Raw genomic sequence first — 18,823 nt, forward strand, 5'->3', positions numbered from 1 at the left:
ACACAGGAATGGTGCGCGTGGCCATTGTCGAGGATGATGATGAGTTCGCCTCCACGTTGGAGGAATACGTCCGACGATATGCCGGCGAGACCCACCGCGCGTTCGGTATGGACCGGTACGTTGATGGCTCGGTGTTCCTTGACGGGTTCCGGGGTCAATATCAGATTGTGTTCATGGATGTGGTGATGCCGCATATGAACGGGCTGGAAACCGCGCGTCAACTGCGCGATCGTGACCCCAACGTATGCCTGATGTTCATCACCAGCATGGCGCAGTATGCGATTCGCGGCTACGAGGTGGATGCGCTTGATTACGTACTCAAGCCGTTGTCGTACGACCTGTTCCGCATCAAGTTCGACAAGGCGTTGGTCCGTGTGCACACGGACGACAGGTTCACGGTCGTGTTGCCGGGTGAGGTGCGTTCGATCGATTTCTCGCGCATCATGTACCTGGAAAGCGACAAACACTACGTTCATATCCATACCGCCGATGGCGAGTTCCGCGTGCGTGACACGATCCGCAATCTCTCGCCGCGGTTCGAAGGCCGGGGATTCGCCGCAATCCGCGCGTCGATTCTGGTGAATATGGCCTACGTGACGGCCGCCAGCGCCGACGAGGTGATGGTGAACGGCGAGCACCTGCCGATCGCACGCACCTATCGCAACGATTTCCGCAGGCGACTGACCGTATTCATGGCGGGAGGTGTGTTGCCGTGAGCATAACCGATGCCCTGGTTCCCGGATTGCCTTCGCTGTTGCGCATCACCATCGCCCACGGATACATCGTCCAGATTCTGCTGGCTGAAGCGTTGTTCACGTATGGTTTGCGCCGGCGCAGCCACGCGGTGATGCGTGCGATATTCGGATTCGTCGTGGCTCTGCCGTTGATGGTGGCGGTTCCGAATTGGATCAGCGGATATGTCTCCGGTTTGTTTTCATTGACCGTTTTTCTCTTGTCGCTGATGTTGTGGCGGTGGATACTGGAGGGCTCGTTCCGTGAGCTGCTGTTCTGTTGCGTGGGCGCGCAACTGACGCAGAACCTGTCATATAACGTGGAGAATCTGATCTATCGCCCGTTCGCCGACAGAATTCCCGACGTGGGCTGGTTCGCGTTGTCGGTGGGATGCACCTGCGTGGTGTACGCCTTCTGTTTCCTGCTGTTCGCCAGACGTCCGTATGCGAGCGGACACGTTGAGGTGGAAGGCCGTTACGTGTACACGTTCGCCGTGATGGCGGCGCTGTTCACCTATGTCATGCAATATCTGTTCCAGGTGTACGGGCTGGACCGGTACTGGGTGTCGCGTCCGCCGTTGATTCTGTGCTGTCTGGCCGGCCTGTGCGTGCAATATGGGTTCGTGGCGCTGAAAAGCGAATCCGACGAGAGGGCGATGCTGGAGCGCATGATGCGTCAGGAGGCCCGTCAGTACGCCATCGCGCAGGAGAGCGTCGACCTGATCAACATGAAGGCGCATGATCTCAAACACCAGATTGCACGTATCCGTGCAACCGGTAATGTGGATGACGCCGAACTCAACGATATCGAACGTATTGTGGCCAGATACGAGGACACATGCAACAGCGGCAACCGGGATCTGGACGTGGTGTTGGCGCAGAAGCAGATGGTCTGCCGCAGCGAGGGCATCGTGATGACGGTCATCGCCCAAGGTGAGGCGTTGACGTTCATGCGCCCCTCCGACATCGCATCCCTGTTCGGCAACATCCTGGACAATGCCATCGAGCACGAACGCACCGTCGAACCGCCATCACTGCGCACCATCGCAGTATCGGTACGTCGTAATGGCAACATGTCGGTCATTCGAATCGAAAACTATTGCGCACGCCGTCCGCGGATGGTCGGTGGATTGCCCGTCACCTCCAAGAACGACCGTCGATACCACGGGTTCGGCATGCGCAGCGTACGGTACATCGTCGAACGGTATGGCGGATCCTTGGCGATCACCACGGAGGGCGACCTCTTCGTCGTCAGCATCCTGCTGCCATACGGAAACGAGTGCGTAGCGGCGCGGTGACGACGTTCTTGCCAGCTCGGATACCGGTTTTGCCATACCGGTTTCCACCCGTGACGGATTGCATACCGTAGTTCCTAGCTCATTCCATAACAGAGCAGTTAGGAGGAGAATCCATGACAACACCACGAGGAACGGGCAGAGGCCTGCGCGTGGGCGTCGCGGTGGTCAGCACGATGCTGGCCTTGGCCGTCGGCGCGACCACCGGCGCCGGCTCATACGCCTCGCTGATTTCCACGGTTCTGGGAGGCTCGACCTACCAGACCGTTGACGATGGTACTGGCGAGGTCGTCAACAACGGCGAGGATAACGGCATGTCCTTGGCCGAATGGAAGGACACCGCCGACCAGCTGGTCCAGGAGGTGGCCGGCGAAGGCATCGTCATGCTGAAGAACGACAACGATACGTTGCCGTTGGCGCAAGGTTCGAAGGTCACGTTGTTCGGGCGCTCGTCCGTCGATCTGGTGCTGGGCGGGACCGGCGCGGGCGGCATCGACCCGAGTCGCGCCGTGAATCTCAAGGACGCGTTGGAGGATAGCGGCCGGTTCGACGTCAACGACGCGATGTGGGACTTCTACAAGACCTATGACGGCAAGGAAGGCTACACACGGTCGAACGGCACCTACATGGGCGCGTTGCCGGAGGACATCTTCGTGGCCGAACCGCCTGTGGCGGAATACACGGATGAGGCCAAGGCCTCCTATGCCGACTACGCGGACGCCGCCATCGTGGTGTTCTCCCGCGTCGGCGGCGAGGGATCGGACATGCCGATCGGCGATTTCGGTGACGGTACCAAGTACTTGGCCTTGCAGCCGAACGAGCAGGCCGTGCTGGAGGAGATCCAGTCCAGTGGTGCCTTCGACAAGGTCATCGCGCTGATTAACACATCGAACGCCATGGAGCTCAGCTGGGTGGACCAGGAACAGTACGGCATTGACGCCTGCCTGTGGATTGGCGGCGTGGGCCAGAGCGGCGCACGCGCCGTGGCCAAGGTGCTGGACGGCGAGATCAATCCGTCCGGTCACCTGGTCGACACCTGGGCGGCCGATTCGTTCTCATCGCCCGCCATGCAGAACTTCGGTGACTTTACGTTCTCCAACGCCGACGCGATCACCGCGGCCGCCGGCGAATCGGTGTTCGGTACCAAGTACGTGGTCTACCGCGAAGGCATCTACGTGGGCTATCGGTATTACGAAACCCGCTACGCCGACGGCGTGACCGACCCTTCCGGCACGAACGCGCTCTCCGCAGCGGGTGCCACGATGGGTGATACGTGGGATTATGACGCCGAAGTCGTCTATCCGTTCGGCTATGGCCTGAGCTATGGCACTGAGGACGGCAACCCGTATGAGCAGGAGATCGTCTCCTCGTCCGTGAATGCCGAGGGCGCCGAAGTGACCGTACGCGTGACCAACACCGGCGACGTGGCAGGCAAGAGCGTGGTCCAGGTGTATGCGCAGCAGCCGTACACCGCCGGCGGCACGGAGAAGTCTGCGGTTCAGCTCGTCGGATTCGGCAAGACCGATACGCTCGAACCCGGTGCCTCCGAGGAAGTGACGATCGCAATCGATGCGGACGATTACAGCTCGTATGATTACGAGACCGCGAAAACCTATGTGCTCGATGCCGGCGACTACCATTTCGCGATCGGAAACGGCGCGCATGAGGCGCTGAACAACATCCTCGCCGCGCAAGGGTACACCACCGCCGACGGCATGGATGCCGAGGGCGACGCCGCGAAGGCCTTCTCCTGGACGAACGTCGAGCAGGTGCTGCTCGACGAGTCGTACGCCGGAGAGGAGATCACCAATCGCTTCGACACCGCCTCCCTGGAAGGATACGGCAAGGAGACGGGCTATCTGACCCGCGCCGATTGGAACACCTTCCCCGAGCCTTACTCCGAACTGGAAGCCAATGAGGAGATGATCGCCGACATCAACGCCGACGGCGAGTACCAGCCGGGGGATTCCGACACCTCGGCGATCACCACCGGCGCGAAGAATGGCATCAACATCGCCCAGATGGCAGGGGTGGAATTCGACGACACCGAGCAGTGGGATACGTTCCTCGACCAGCTCACCGTCGACGACATGGTCACACTCGTGACCAAGTCCGGCCAGATCGCCGTGCCGACGATCGCCTATCCTGCTGTCTACATGAAGGACGGCCCCGCCGGACAGAACGTGCGCATGTACGTGGAAGACGGCAGTCCGGCCACCGGCTACTGCGGCGAGGTGGTCAGCGCCTCCACGTTCAACCGCGACCTGCTGCGCCGCCTCGGCGACGCGATGGGCGAGGACTGGATCCGCACCGAGACCGCCGGTGCCTATGCCCCGGCCGTCAACATCCACCGCACGCCGTATGCCGGACGTAACTTCGAGTACTTCTCCGAAGACGGCTACCTGTCCGGTGAACTGGCCTACGAAGAGGTCGTCGGCATGCAGGAGCGCGGCGTGATGACGTTCATCAAGCACCTGACCCTCAACGATCAGGAGACCAACCGTCAGGGCGTCAGCACCTTCTCGAACGAACAGGCCATCCGCGAGATCTATCTCAAGGCCTTCGAGAAATCGTTCACCGAAGGTCAGGCGCAGGCCACAATGGGTTCGTTCAACCGCATCGGCTGCACCTGGTCCGGTGCCTATGCGCCGCTGCTCAAGGATGTGATCCGCGGGGAATGGGGATCGACGGCCATCCTCGACACGGACATGGCCGTGCTGCCCGGACTGCAGAGCATCGGTGCCGGCCTTGAGAACGGCAATACCATGTGGGCCACCTCGGCGGACGTGTTCTACAACGTCATCCGCGAAACCGCCGGACAGGACAGCAAGATGCTGGCCAACCTGCGCGAGGCCTGCCACGTGATCCTGTACAACGTCGCCAATTCCATCGGCATCAACGGCATCTCCACGGCAACCGTCGTCAACCGTGTCAACCCGTATTGGCTGAACATCGCCTACGTAGCCGTCGCCGCGCTGGCCATCTCGGACATCGTGATGGTGGCGCTGCTGGTTCGCAGGTCGCTACGCGGCAACCGGGTTACCATCGAAACGGAGGCATGACATGAAGTCCCCAACCATTCAGATTCCCGGCATCATTGCAGCCGTGCTGGCGGTCGCGACCACAGTCGTCTACGCGCTCGCCGACGCCAAGGAGAACTCGCCGATCATCATCGGACTGCTGATCGTCTGCGCCGCGCTCGAACTGGTCTGCGCGTTCGCGGCAAAGCTCCCGTTCCTCGAATACGCGCCCTTCGTGGCCGCATTGGCCGCTGCGTCCGTGTTTGTGGACCGTGCGTTCGACGAAGGGTATGACATCCTTTCGAAGATGAACGTGGAGGGATTGAGCACCTCCTACATCGTCAGCGCGGTTCTGCTGGGCGTGACGGTCATCGCCGCGGCGGTGGCGACCGTCGTCCGGCCCGCGTCTGCTGGAGAGCCTGCAAAGGAGTAGACGATGCGTGAACTTCGTCAGACGGTGGTCAGGCACCCGGTGGAAGCGATCTGCGCCGCGGCGACGGCAGGGTTCGCCGTGATCGCCGTGTTCGACCTGATTCGGTATGCGGCCTTGGGCCGAATGTGGCCGATCGCCACCATCATGGTCGTCGAGCTGCTGTTCGTGCTCTCCGGCGTGCTGGCGGTGCGTTCCAATCTGCCGGCGGTGCTGGTGGCGCCGGGCGTGGCCGGCATTGTGCTTGGTTGCACGATGAACTACGCCGAGACGACGATGTTCAACGCTGAGATGTTTGTCCAAGCTGCGATTGCCCTGATCGGCGCGGTCGCCGGAACCGCGGTGCAAATCCGGTTCCGGCGGGTGCCGGTCAAGGCAGGCGGGGGCGTACTCGCCGCCATCGCCGCCATTGTGGTCGTCTCGCTCGCCGTCTGGCAGGGTGGTGCGGCGATCGCCCGCTCCCATACCACTGTGCAGACCGAGATCTGGGACGTGCCTGCGGTCTTCTCGACGCCGGCCGAGCAGGAGGGCACGCTCGAACGCGTGGAATACGAGACGAAGGCGTACGCCACCGACGAACGTGTCGTCACCAAGGCCGCATACGTATACCTGCCGTACGGCTACGATGAGTCGCGGCAGTACGACATCCTGTACCTGATGCACGGCACCGGGGACGACGAGGCGTATTGGTTCGTCACCCATCCCGAGAACAAAACCATGGTCGACAGGATGATCGAAACGGGTGCCATCGAACCGATGATCATCGTGACCCCGACGTTCTATGTGGAGGATGACTGCGCCGATGGTTTGGACCCGTTGACGTACTCCTTCAAGGAGGAGCTGCGCAACGATCTGATGCCGATCATCGAATCGAGATACTCCACGTATGCCGAGACGGCCGACGCCGTCGGTTTCGAAGCCAGCCGCGACCACCGCGCCTTCGCCGGGCTTTCCCGCGGCGCCGTGACCACCTACCATTCGGCGATCTGCGGGAGCCTGGACTGGTTCTCCTGGTTCGGCACATTCAGCGGCAGCCGGACCTCTGCGGACTACTTCCGTGAGACGATCCAATCGGACGCGTTCAAGGACTATCCGATCAATTATCTCTATGTGACGAGCGGCACCTTCGACTTCGCCCTACCCGGGCAGATCGAGGACTACCGTACGCTGCTGTCCATCGAACCGAGACTGGAAGCCGGCGTGAACACTGAGTTCGACATCTTCCCGATGCGGTACCACTCGGCCGGCAACTGGCATCTCGCGCTTTACAACTTCCTGCCGCGGATCTTCCATTGACGGTTCTCGGCTCGGGCGGCTGACGCCATAACGCCGCCTGATTCCGCACGCAGGCTTCCTCCTTGGCCTGTCCCGCCCGGTCGCCATTGCGCGGCCGGGCGCTTTTGCATGCGTCCCGCGACACGCGCGACTTACGAAGCACGGTGTCTTCGTGTTACGGTAACCGCTGACTTTCGAAAACCGCATGACTTCTTGTCGTACCGGACCTCGCGCCGGTTGATCCCAAGAGGGCATGCGGTTTTTCTTTGCCGGGCCGACGGTGGCCGCCGATCACCGTCGGCGGACGCGTCGCCGCCTGCCGCATAAGCATTCCCGTTGTCCATGGCCCGGAAGGCCAGAATGAGAGAGAGGTTTATGCCGCCCGTGTCTGAACGAAACGCATTCGCGAATCCCCACAGGCTCATGATCGGTTTGTATATCGGCGCGTTCCTTGGCATGCTGTCCGAGACGTCGATGAATATCGCGCTGCCCGCGTTGTGCGACACCTTCGCCATCACCGCCGGCACCGCGCAGTGGATGGTTGTCGGCTACATGCTGGCCATCGGCATCGTGCTGCCGTGCGTCGGTTTCCTGCTCAAGTGGGTCAAGGCCAAGACCCTGGTGATGGTCGCCCTTGGCTGCTTCCTGATCGGTGCGGTGATCTCCGCTGCCGCCCCGACGTTCGCGCTGTTGCTGTTCGGCCGCATCCTGCAAGGCGTCGGCACCGGCGTCGTACTGCCGACGATGTACGCCGCGATTATGCGCGTGTTCCCGCCGCAGCAGATCGGCGCCGCCAACGGCGTGGCCGGTCTGGTCATCATGTTCGCCCCGGTCATCGGTCCGACCCTGGCCGGCGTGCTGATCGGTGCGTTCTCCTGGCGTGCGATCTTCGTGCTGTTCGCGGTCGTGGCCGCCGTGGCCATGGTCTGCACCGCCGCATTCTTCGTCACCCCGATCGACACCACACGGCCGAAGGTCGATGCGTTGTCCGTCATCAGCTCGGTCATCGGCTTCGGCTGCCTGGTCGCCGGCGTGAGCCTGGTCGCCGACATGGGCTTCAGCCCGCTGGTCATCGCGTTGCTCGTCATCGGCATCGCGGTGCTGGCGCTCTACGTCTACCGCCAGCTGCACGTCGACACCCCGCTGCTGGAGCTGCGTACGCTCGGCATCGCCGAATTCCGCATCCCGGCCATCATGGTCACCTGCTCGTTCGCCTGCACGCTGGCCGTCATGTACCTGGCCCCGCAGGAACTCCAGCGCGGTCTGGGGCTTGACACCACCGTGGCCGGCATGCTGATGCTCGCCGGCGGCGTGATCAACGCGATCTGCTCGTTTGCGGCCGGCCGCCTGTACGACCGTCACGGCGCGACCATCCTGGCCCGCATCGGCGCCGTCATCGCCATCATCGGCGGCGTGCTGTTCCTGATGATCGGCACCGGCACGGCGCCGGCGTTCTTCGTGTTCGCGCACATCGTCATCATGGTCGGCATCCCGTTCATGCAGCAGTCCGTGCAGTCCGCGGCCCTCAAGGGTCTGCCGCGCGAACTCGCGGCCGACGGCTCCACCATCCTCAACACGATGCAGCAGGTCGTCGGCGCCATCGGCACGTCCGTGGCCACCTGCCTGCTCACCCTCGGCCAGACCAATTACGAGGCCGCCGGCGGCACCGACCCGGCGCAGGGCTTCGTGGACGGCGCCCGCTACGGCTACGTCTTCGCCATCGTGCTGATCGTGGTCCTGCTGGCGCTCTCGTTCCTGCTCAAGGAGCGGCGCGAGCTCGCCGCCGAGTGACGACGGCCGCTTTCTCAACTGTTGACTTGTTGGTACTGTGTAGAACCCTGCAGGGAACGGCCGTTCCGCGCAAGGTTTTGCACAGTACAGCTTGTTCAACTGTTGAATAGGCTGTGGAAATCGCCCGTTTTCCGCGACTTTTTCGACAGGGTCGTCTTTTCAACTGTTGACTATTGCGCGGGGAAGGGGTCCTTTGCGCATACCGTTCAACAGGACTGTCCCGGTGACACATAGTCCCGTCCGTGCGCGTCCTGCCTGCCGGCCGGTCCCGTGCCCGCCGCCAGCCGTTATAGTGGGAGGGTGTGGGCCGGAAGGAGGTCGGTGATGCTGAATGTGGCGATCGTCGAGGATGACGATGCGGCGGCGACGAAGCTGCAGGCCTGTCTGGGCCAGTACACCGGCACCGACGGCGTGCGGTTCAACGTGACCCGCTTCGTGGAGGCGACGAGCTTCCTTGAAGGGTATAAGCCGTCCTATGACCTTGTGTTCATGGACATCGAGATGCCGAATATGAACGGCATGGAGGCCGCCCGCCGGCTGCGCGAGATCGACGAGCAGGTGGTGCTGATCTTCGTGACGAACATGGCCCAGTTCGCAGCCAAGGGCTATGAGGTGGACGCGCTCGACTACATCGTCAAACCGTTCTCCTATCCGGATTTCGAACGCAAGCTCAAGCGTGCGGTACGGCTGTGCGAGCACGAGTCGGACGCCATCGTCGTCAGCCAGCAGGGAGGCACCGTGCGCCTGCTGCTGCGCGAGATCGAGTATCTCGAGGTGCGCGGCCACAACCTGATCCTGCACACCGAATCCGGCGTGGTCCACGGTTCGGGCACGCTGGCCGAGGCGCAGGAACGGTTGGGGGATAAGGGGTTCCTGCGGTGCGCGAAGGCGTTCCTGGTCAACGCCCGCCATATCCGTGAGGTGCGTGGTTCCACGCTGCTGATGGCGGACGGCACCGAGCTGCCGATCGGACGCGCGTTCAGGAAGACGTTCATGGAGGGGCTGACCCGCGCAATGGGGGTCGGCAATGTCCTGTAACTGGTCCGACCTTGTCCGGTCGGCGGTGATGTTCTTCGACGACAACGGGTTCATGCTCGAACTCATGGTTGCCGCCGTGTTATTCACCGGGTGGCTGGATCGGCGGCGGCATGCAGCCGTCCGTGTGCCGGTGGCGCTGATCGCGCTGGTATGCCTGTCTGTGGCGTGGAATGCCGTGATACCGGAGAACACGTGGACGCTGATCGCCCAGTACATGGTGTACTTCGCGGCGTCGGCCGTGTTGCTGCACTGGTGCGTGGATGTGCGATGGTCGCAGGCGTTGTTCTACATGGTTGCGGCGGGTACGCTGCAGCATTTCGCGTTCCGCGGCGGGCGACTGATGGCCGCCGCGCTGCATGTGTTCGGCGGTACGCCAGAGTCGTGGGTGGATTACGCCTACCCCGTGCTGTTGGTGCCGATGTATGCGATTGGGTATGCGGCGTTCGTCAGGCCCCTACGCGGCAGACGTGTGGAGAACCTGGGCTATGGCCTGATCCTGCCGTTGCTGGCGGGCATGTCGCTGTGCGTCAGTGTGTTCACCAATGTGTTCAATACGTTGGCTGCGGACGATCTGACGGGCAGCACCTATACGGTGTTCGCCCTGTTCGATCTGGTCAACTGCGTGTTCCTGCTCGCGCTTCTGCGCGAGATCGTGGACCGTGAGCGTGCCGAGGAGGACTCGAATGTGCTGCAGCGGCTGCTGGAACAGCAGAAGGCGCAGATGGAGCAGTCCAAGGAGACCATCGACCTGATTAACGTCAAAACCCATGATCTGAAGAAACAGCTTGCCGCATTCGGTGACCGCATCGATCCCGATGAGATTGAGGAGCTGAATGGCCTGGTCGACATCTATGACTCGTCGGTGCGCACCGGCAACGAGGCGCTGGACGTGCTCCTCAAGCAGAAGGCGTTGACCTGCGAACGCCGCCATATCCCATTCAATCGGATGGTCGACGGCCGTCCGCTCTCCTTCATGCGTCCGACCGATATCTATGCGCTGTTCGGCAACGCCATTGATAACGCCATCGAGGCGAATGACGGCATGGCCGACGATGCCGGGCGGTATATCGATATGGATGTGCGTTGCCGCCGCGGCATGCTCGCCATCCGTGTGGAGAACCCATACGCCGGTCATCTTGATTTCAGTGATGGCCTGCCGCGCACCACCAAGGGCGACGACCGCTATCACGGGTTCGGTGTGCGCTCGATCCGGATGATCGTGGAACGCTACGGCGGCACGATGGCCATCGACGCGGACGGGGGTGTGTTTCGGCTGACGGCGCTCATTCCGCTCAACCTGGACTGACGACGCTGCGTGCGCCACCTGACGCGCGCCGATGACATGCCGTTCGATGCGGAAAAACCGCTGGTTGCGCAGCGGGCGTTGAATATGCGTCGTTCCCCGCGGATTCTGGAACATAGGGAGTCTCTTCGGATTTCCCCGGACCTGCGTCCCGTCGTGGCGGATGGGATGCGTCCGGACCAGAGAATCAAGGAGGATAGATGTTCAAACGAACAAACATCTGGAGAGGGTTGACGACGGTGGGCGCGCTGCTGCTGTCCATCGCCATCATCGCAAGCCTGACGCTGGAGATGTACCGCACCTCGGTCGATGCCTTCCTCGGTACACGCAGCCAGCAGACCGTCACCGAGGCCTCGGACAACGACGAGGACACCTGGACCTACCAGTCGGAATTCAAGACGGCCGAGGAGGCGTACAACGGTTTCAAGGAGTTCGCGCTCAAGGAGGGCGAGGAGACCAACGTCCTGCTGAAGAACGAGAACGACGCGCTGCCGATCGCCAAGGACGCGAAGATCACGATGTTCGGCGTGCGCAGCTACGCGCCGGTCTACGGCAGCTCCGGCGGCTCGATCACCGACGGCTACTCGACCGTTGAGATCGCGGACGCGTTCGCCGAGAAGGGCTTCCAGCTCAACCCCTCGATGCTGGCCGCGTACGAGGCCTACTTCGCGGACAAGGAGTGGTCGACCCCGCAGTTCGGCAGCGGCGTCATCCCCGAGTATGCGGATATCACCAAGTACAACGATCCGTGCGAGCTGACGCTGGACGAGCTGGCCCAGCTCAACCCCGACTACGCCTCGCAGTACGGCGAGTACAACGACGCGGCCATCGTGGTGGTCGGCCGTCCGGCCGGCGAGAACGGCGACGGCTACTATCCGGGCGAGGCCGGTCTGGCCGACGGCGTGCACACCGTGACCGGCAATATCCTGAGCCTGTCCGACGAGGAGATGGCGCTGGTCGAGGAGGCCAAGGCCAACTTCGACACCGTCATCGTGCTCGTCAACGCCGTCAACCCGATGGAGATCGCCAATCTGGAGGAGGATTCGGACATCGACGCGATCATGTGGATCGGCTACCCGGGCGCCTACGGCTTCTACGGCGTGGCCGATACGCTCAACGGCACCGTCAACCCCTCCGGCGCGCTCGGTGACCTGTTCGCCAAGAACAGCGCCGTGGCCCCGGCCATGCAGAACTACGGCAACATCCCGTGGTCGAATGCGGCCGACTTCTCCGAGGACGCGGCCGTGAACTCCTATCTCATCGAATCCGAGGGCATCTACACCGGCTACCGGTACTACGAGACCCGGTATGCGGACATCGTGATGGGCAACGGTGGTGAGGAGGCCTCGGCCGGCACCTATGCGAACGCCGACGGCACCGTGGCCACCACGGACGGCACGTGGGACTACGCCAACGAGGTCGTGTACCCGTTCGGCTACGGCCTGAGCTACACCGCGTTCGACCAGACGCTCGACTCGGTGGAGATGACCGGCGACAAGCAGTCCGCCACCGCCACCGTGACCGTGACCAACACGGGCGACGTGGCCGGCAAGTCCGTCATCCAGCTGTACGCCTCCGCCCCGTACACCGAGTACGATCGTGAGAACGGCGTGGAGAAGGCCGCCATCCAGCTGATGAACTACGAGAAGACCGGCCTGCTGGAACCGGGCGAATCCCAGACCATCACCATCGACGTGGACATGGCGAACCTGGCCAGCTATGACGCCAACGGCGCGCAGACCTACATCGTGGATCCGGGCGACTACTACTTCGCCATCGGCTCCGACGCGCACGACGCGCTCAACAACGTGCTCGCCGCCCAGGGTCACGCCGAATCCGACGGCATGACCGCCGCCGGCGACACCGCCAAGACCTACCAGTGGACCTGGGAGGGCGACGTGGATGCCGACACCTTCTCCGTGAGCGACAACGGCACCCAGATTACCAACAAGCTGTCCGAGGGCGACTACGCGATGGACTACAACGCGTTCGAACCCGGCACGGTGACCTACCTGACCCGCGCCGACTGGAACGGCACATTCCCGACCACCTACGAGGGACTGACCGCATCCGGCCGCGTCGCCGAACTGCTCGGCAACGACTTCATCGAACTGGAAACCGACGAGGACACCTCCGACATCGTCTTCGGCGACACCTCCAGCGCCCTGACCATCAACGACATGAAGGGCGCCGACTTCGACGACGAGCGTTGGTCGGAACTCATTGACAAGGTCACGCTGCAGGAGTACCTCGACTTCGCCGCGAACGCCTTCCACGCCATCGGCGGCATGGAGTCGATCGGCCTGCCGGAGATGACCTCGGACGACGGCCCCGGCGGCTCCGACTCGCACTACCTGACCGAAGGCCAATATCAGGGCCAGCCGTACGCCGACGCCGAGAACTACAACTACGGCACCCGTGTGGCCCCGTCCCCGGTCAACCTGGCGTACAGCTGGAACAAGGAGCTCGCCTATGAGAACGGCGAGATCATCCTCGGCGAGAGCACGCTGGTGCTGAACCTGCCGATCATGATCGGCCCGGCCATGAACACGCATCGCCACGCCTACAACTCCCGCGGCGTGGAGTACTACTCCGAGGACCCGATCCTGTCCGGCTACACCGGCAGCGCGGTCACCCAGGGCGCCCAGTCCAAGGGCACGTTGGTCAACGTCAAGCACTTCGCGTTCAACGATCAGGAGATCAACCGCTCCGGCATCGCCGTGTTCATGAACGAGCAGAAGGCGCGTGAGGTCGAGCTGCGCACGTTCCAGCAGGCGTTCGAGGCCAAGGGCAAGCCCGCCTCGTTCCGCGACGACGACGCGTACGCCGAGGCCTACACCGAGGGCGCGTTGGGCACGATGACCTCGTACAACCGCATCGGTGCCGTGGCCCCGAGTGCGAACGCCGCGGTCATGGTCGACATCCTGCGCGGCGAGTGGGGCTTCAAGGGCTACAACGTCACCGACTTCACATCCATCTCGCTCAAGGCCGCGCCGAAGGAGTCCACGCTCGCCGGCACCACCGCGTTCTGCGGCTTCGGCCCGCAGGGCATCGACTACTGGACTCCGGAAGGCCTGAGCGGCGACCGCGATGTGCTGTTGGCCATCAAGGACAACCTGCACTACGCGCTGTACGCGCTGGCCAACTCGGCCGCGCTCAACGGCGTGAACTCCAGCACGCGCACCGTCAACGTCATGACGTCGTGGCGTGCGGGCTACATCGCGGCGATCGTGGTGGCCGCGCTCGTCATCGCCGTCGGCCTGGGCGGATACGCCGTGGCCACGGTCAAGGGTGGCAAGTCCACCGGCAAGGGAAGGAACTGACATGGCACAGATCAACGTGAAGGCCTCGCTGAGGGAGATCATCGCCCTCGTACTGGCCGTGGCCGGCCTCGCCGTCTACATCGTGACCAGCACCACCGGGTATCTGGCCGGCACGGCGATGAACGTGCTGCCGATCGTGCTCACGGTCGTGGCCGTGGCCGCGCTGGTCGTCGACATCGCCTTGGGATCGCGGCTGCCCGCCGTCGTGCGCGACCTGTGCGTCGTCGGCGCCTCGGCGCTGCTGGCCGCCTCCATCGCCCTGTTCGTGATGGCCCGCGTCACGCTCGCCGCGGATGTGTACTTCATCCCGGTCAACTATCCGGCGGCCGAGGCGGACGCGCTGCACATCTCGATCGCGGGCGTGGTCTGCTACCTGCTGGCGGATATCGCGCTGATCGTCGAGGCGTTCGCCGCCAGTCGCGTGGAGCGCGCGACGATCGTCGTCGAGCCGGCCGCGGCCTGACGCCGCCGTTCCCGCACCGACCGGAGCCGACATGCCGGATGGCGGCAGACCACCCCTGGAGGTTGGCCGCCATCGGCGGGACACGCGAGATGGTGGCAGGCCTCGGTATGAGGTGCGCCATCATCCTGCGTGTCGCCCGGTCGGAACGGATCACGTGGCGGAACACCCCTGCCAAAGCCCAGACAACCCGAAGGAACCTCCCATGCAAGCCATTGATTTCAACGACGGATGGTCCTACCGCCATCTGGATGCGGACGAATCGTTCACGGCCGTACGCCTGCCGCATGACGCCATGATCGGCGAACCGCGCCATGAGGACGCCCCGGGCGGCGTCAACACCGGCTGGTTCGACGGCCGCGACTACGAATACGTCAAGACCTATGCGCCCGGCCCCGAGCTGGCCGGCAGGCGACTGCTGCTTGAGTTCGAAGGCGTCTACCACAATGCCGAGGTGTGGGTGGACGGGGTGCAGCTCGCCTTCCGCCCCTACGGCTACACGAATTTCCGCGTCGACGTGACCGACGCGCTGGCCGCCGGCGAACCGCACGAAATCCGCGTCGTCGCCCGCAACGCCGACCAGCCCAACTCCCGTTGGTATTCCGGCGCCGGCATCTACCGGCCGGTCACGTTGTGGGCGGGTGACGCCGGGCATATCCTCCCCGACGGCATCGTGGTGCGGACGGTGTCGGCGACCCCGTTGCCCGCGGACGGTCCGGCCGATGCCGTCAAAGCCGACGCCGTGATCGAAGCGAGTGTCGAGACCACCGCATCGGGCACGGTCGCCATCGACATCATTGACGCCTCGGGCGCCGTCGTCGCCAGCGCGCAGGCCGTGACCCGCGATATCCAGCCGACCGGGCAGGGCGGCGAAGCCGACGTCGTGCCGCAGGGGGCGCTCGCGGCCGCCCTCGACGCCGGCGCGAGCGCGGTCGCCGTCGCGCGCATCGAGGTGCCGGATGCGGCGCTGTGGGACTGCGATCATCCGAACCTGTACCGCTGCGTCGTGCGGTTCGCCGGCGACGACGGTTCCCGCGACGAATCGGAGACGACATTCGGCGTGCGCATGCTGGCCTGGGGCGACGACGGCCTGCTACTCAACGATCGTCGCGTCATCATCCAGGGCGCGTGCATCCACCACGACAACGGCGTGCTCGGCGTCTGCGCGTACGCGGACGCCGTCGAACGCAAGGTGCGACTGCTCAAGGCCTGTGGATACAACGCGGTCCGTTCGGCGCACAACCCGTGCTCCCGCGCGCTGCTCGACGTGTGCGACCGGCTCGGCGTGCTGGTGATGGACGAATACATCGACCACTGGTACATCCACAAGACCCAGCACGATTACGTGGACTATTTCAACGACTGGTGGCGGCGCGACCTGAATGACATGGTGCGCAAGGACCGCAGCCATCCGAGCGTGGTCCTGTACTCCACCGGCAACGAGGTCAGCGAGACGGCCCAGCCCAGGGGCATCGCGCTGACGCAGGCGATGACCGACCACCTGCACGGGTTGGACCCGACCCGCCCCGTGACCTGCGGCGTCAACATCTTCTTCAACTTCCTCAGCTCGATCGGCATGGGCGTCTACTCGGACGACAAGGCCGCCAAGGAGGCCGCCGAAGCCGAGAAGCGGCGCGCCGCCGGGGAATCGCAGAAGAAGCACAAGGCCGTCGGCAGCGAGTTCTTCAACAACATGGCGGGCATGCTCGGCGCCGACTTCATGAAAACCGGTGCCACGCTACCGTTCTGCGACTGGAAGACGCGCGACGCCTTCGCCGCGATGGACATGGCCGGCTACAACTACGGCATCAAACGGTACAGGCATGACCTCAAGGCGTACCCGCACCGGCTCATTCTCGGATCGGAGACGTTCTGCTCCGACGCGTACCTCTTCCGTGAGCTGGCCAAGCGCGAGCCACGCCTTGTCGGCGACTTCGTGTGGGCCGGCATCGACTATCTGGGCGAGGCCGGCGTCGGTTCGTGGGAGTACGAGGACTACGCGCCGCGGTTCAGCGGATTCGGCTGGCTGACCGCCGGCTCGGGGCGACTGGACCTGACCGGCCGCCCGTTGGGCGAGGCCCTGTACACCCGGGTGGCGCTTGAGGCGGACAACGGCCCGTACCTGGCCGTGTGCCCGGTCAACCACACCGGCGACAGGCATTCGCCGTCCGCGTGGAAGATGTCCAACGCCATCGACTCGTGGAGCTGGAACGGATGCGAGGGACGCAAGGCGAACGTCGAGGTGTATGCGCGCGCCGCGATGGTGGCGCTGGTGCTCAACGGGCGCGAGATCGGCCGCAAGGCCATGCGCCACGATTGCATCGCCCGGTTCTCGTGCGCCTACGAGCCCGGCGTGCTGGAGGCCGTGTCCTATGCCGAATCGGGGCGCGAGATCGGACGGCGTCGGCTGGTTTCCGCCGACGAGCAGACCGTCCTGACCGCCGAGATCGAATCGGTCAACGGCATGCTGACCACGGCCGCGTTCGGCGGATTCGGGGCGGAGGCGGCTGCCGTAGACTGCGACGATATCGCGGTCCATCCCGGTCGGCTGGGCTTCGTGCGGTTGCGGTACACGGATGCCAACGGCATCACCAAACCGTTGGAACGAGGCCGCATCACGGTCACGGTGGACGGCGGGCGGCTGGCCGGATTGGGGTGCGCGGCCCCGTTCAATCCGGACTCGTTCGTCGCCAACGAAACCGGCACCTACTACGGTGAAGCGCTTGCCGTGGTGGAGGCTCCGCGTGCGGAGGACGGTACCATTCCCGCATCCATCACGCTGACTGCGACCGACGGCAGCCATTCGACCGCACTGGTCATTCCCGTCCGCTGACCGCCGACGGCTCGATGGCGTCCGGCATACCCGCCGGGCCGTTGAGCCATTGATAAGGAAGGAACGATATGAACGATCATGGCAAACCCTCCCGGTCGGCCGACGACTGTGCCCCTGTCGCCGACGGCGATCCGGACCATCGGATAACCGCGGCACCCGCTTCCGGGCGGGCCCCCTCCGCCATCGGCGCGTGGTGGGCGCGGTTCGCGGCCCAGCACAAGCTCATCGCACAGTTCGTGATGTTCTATGCGTTCTCGCTGTTCGTCACAGTGCTGCAGTACGTGCTGCTCACGTTCCTGCCGGGGCTGTTCTACCGGTTCACCGACTGGTGCTCGATCCCCGCGCAGATCGGCCATATCCAGCTGGGGCCGGTGGACACCTACGTGTTCGACTATCCGGTGACCGGCGACGAGACCGGCGGCATGGGCTACTTCGCCGCGTTCGCGATCACCCTGTTCATCGCGCAGTGCGTCAACTTCCCGATGCAGCGGAACATCACGTTCAAATCGCACGGCAACATCTGGTACCAGATACTGTGGTACGTGATCGCCTTCGTGCTGATCACCGTGGTGTGCAGTTTCCTGATGGGTCTGTATGTGCCGTGGCTGAAGGCCCTGGTGCCGCCGGCCGTGTACAACATCCTGATCACCGTGGTCAACGGTGGCGTGCAGATGGTGATCTACTTCCCAATCTACAAGATCATCTTCCCGGAAGGAGAGGCGGCCAAGGGCTGAGACCCATTCCGACGCGCCCGGCCTGTGCGGACTCTGACATATCGTGACCCTGACACATCATCCAGAACCTTGGAATAACGCCGTTTCTTGCGTTAGATCAGAGTCACGTTGCATCAGAGTCCGCACAGGCCGGGCGTGTTTCCGGATGTTTGCGGTGACCTACCCGCGGGGTGGAGTCGCGCGAATGTCCGGAAACACGGTCTACGGCCGTGAGGCCCAGATGGTCCGGTTGCCGCCGATCGCGCAGAACGTCAGCGTTCGGCGGCCGTCCGTCTCGCGCGGCAGCTCCGCGAACACACCCGTATAGGTCACGCCGTCGAGCGTGATCGCCATGTCCGCGTTGCAGCAGCGCACGCCCGTCGCCCCGCAGGCGCCCAGCATCCGCCAGGTGCCGCACACGGCCGGACCGTCCGTCGACCGCGGCAGGTTCGCGTCCGGAGTGTCGAAGAACGAGACCACGCCGCCGCTGGTCACCCGGCCATCCGGCTGCAGCGTGATCGTCTCCGGACGATTGACGCCGACGAGTTCGCCGTTTGCGCTGCGCTCGCCGTTGTAGAACGTGTGCGGATCGTGGCGGCCCAGCTCGTAGT

Annotated in this window: 13 protein-coding genes; 12 read left to right on the top strand and 1 reads right to left on the bottom strand. The window is 63.8% G+C overall.

Features of this window, described 5'->3' with window-relative positions; translation table 11 throughout:
- The first annotated feature begins 8 nt into the window (after positions 1–8).
- The 12 genes from B4C31_RS00720 to B4C31_RS00775 all read left to right on the top strand — a co-directional run bounded on the left by B4C31_RS00720 (position 9) and on the right by B4C31_RS00775 (position 18,233).
- Positions 9–716 carry a LytR/AlgR family response regulator transcription factor gene (locus B4C31_RS00720; protein ID WP_291530923.1) on the top strand — a complete coding sequence of 236 codons (708 nt, stop codon included), beginning with the start codon at positions 9–11 and terminating at the stop codon, positions 714–716.
- On the top strand, positions 713–2,029 hold the full coding sequence (locus B4C31_RS00725) for an ATP-binding protein (RefSeq protein ID WP_291530924.1): 1,317 nt from the start codon (positions 713–715) through the stop codon (positions 2,027–2,029). The genes B4C31_RS00720 and B4C31_RS00725 overlap by 4 nt, the downstream gene beginning before the upstream one ends.
- Positions 2,030–2,142: 113 nt before the next feature.
- Positions 2,143–5,088, top strand: coding sequence for a glycoside hydrolase family 3 protein (locus B4C31_RS00730; RefSeq protein WP_291530925.1), 2,946 nt, complete (start codon positions 2,143–2,145; stop codon positions 5,086–5,088).
- A 1-nt stretch (position 5,089) separates the two neighbouring features.
- Positions 5,090–5,479 carry a hypothetical protein gene (locus B4C31_RS00735; RefSeq protein ID WP_291530926.1) on the top strand — a complete coding sequence of 130 codons (390 nt, stop codon included), beginning with the start codon at positions 5,090–5,092 and terminating at the stop codon, positions 5,477–5,479.
- Between the two features lie 3 nt (positions 5,480–5,482).
- Positions 5,483–6,772, top strand: a complete 1,290-nt coding sequence (locus B4C31_RS00740) for an alpha/beta hydrolase (protein ID WP_291530927.1) — start codon at positions 5,483–5,485, stop codon at positions 6,770–6,772.
- Between the two features lie 402 nt (positions 6,773–7,174).
- A complete protein-coding gene (locus tag B4C31_RS00745) occupies positions 7,175–8,542 on the top strand; it encodes a DHA2 family efflux MFS transporter permease subunit (RefSeq protein WP_291530928.1) in 1,368 nt (455 codons plus the stop codon).
- Positions 8,543–8,866: 324 nt separating this feature from the next.
- Positions 8,867–9,580, top strand: a complete 714-nt coding sequence (locus tag B4C31_RS00750) for a LytR/AlgR family response regulator transcription factor (protein WP_291530929.1) — start codon at positions 8,867–8,869, stop codon at positions 9,578–9,580.
- The gene (locus tag B4C31_RS00755) at positions 9,570–10,886 is read left to right on the top strand and encodes an ATP-binding protein (RefSeq protein ID WP_291530930.1); all 1,317 of its coding nucleotides are present in this window, start codon (positions 9,570–9,572) and stop codon (positions 10,884–10,886) included. The genes B4C31_RS00750 and B4C31_RS00755 overlap by 11 nt, the downstream gene beginning before the upstream one ends.
- Before the next feature lie 197 nt (positions 10,887–11,083).
- Positions 11,084–14,206 carry a glycoside hydrolase family 3 C-terminal domain-containing protein gene (locus B4C31_RS00760; protein WP_291530931.1) on the top strand — a complete coding sequence of 1,041 codons (3,123 nt, stop codon included), beginning with the start codon at positions 11,084–11,086 and terminating at the stop codon, positions 14,204–14,206.
- A 1-nt stretch (position 14,207) separates the two neighbouring features.
- A complete protein-coding gene (locus tag B4C31_RS00765; protein WP_033508147.1) occupies positions 14,208–14,669 on the top strand; it encodes a hypothetical protein in 462 nt (153 codons plus the stop codon).
- A 202-nt stretch (positions 14,670–14,871) separates the two neighbouring features.
- Positions 14,872–17,499 (top strand): glycoside hydrolase family 2 TIM barrel-domain containing protein, encoded by a 2,628-nt coding sequence (locus tag B4C31_RS00770; protein ID WP_291530932.1) that lies wholly within the window; start codon positions 14,872–14,874, stop codon positions 17,497–17,499.
- A 68-nt stretch (positions 17,500–17,567) separates the two neighbouring features.
- On the top strand, positions 17,568–18,233 hold the full coding sequence (locus tag B4C31_RS00775) for a hypothetical protein (RefSeq protein WP_291530933.1): 666 nt from the start codon (positions 17,568–17,570) through the stop codon (positions 18,231–18,233).
- A gap of 201 nt (positions 18,234–18,434) precedes the next feature.
- On the opposite strand, the gene B4C31_RS00780 is transcribed toward B4C31_RS00775, so the two are convergent.
- On the bottom strand, positions 18,435–18,823 hold a 389-nt coding region (locus tag B4C31_RS00780), incomplete at its 5' end, for a lipocalin-like domain-containing protein (protein WP_291530934.1).

Source organism: Bifidobacterium sp. UBA4282 (assembly GCF_002394995.1).
GTDB lineage: Bacteria > Actinomycetota > Actinomycetes > Actinomycetales > Bifidobacteriaceae > Bifidobacterium > Bifidobacterium pullorum_B.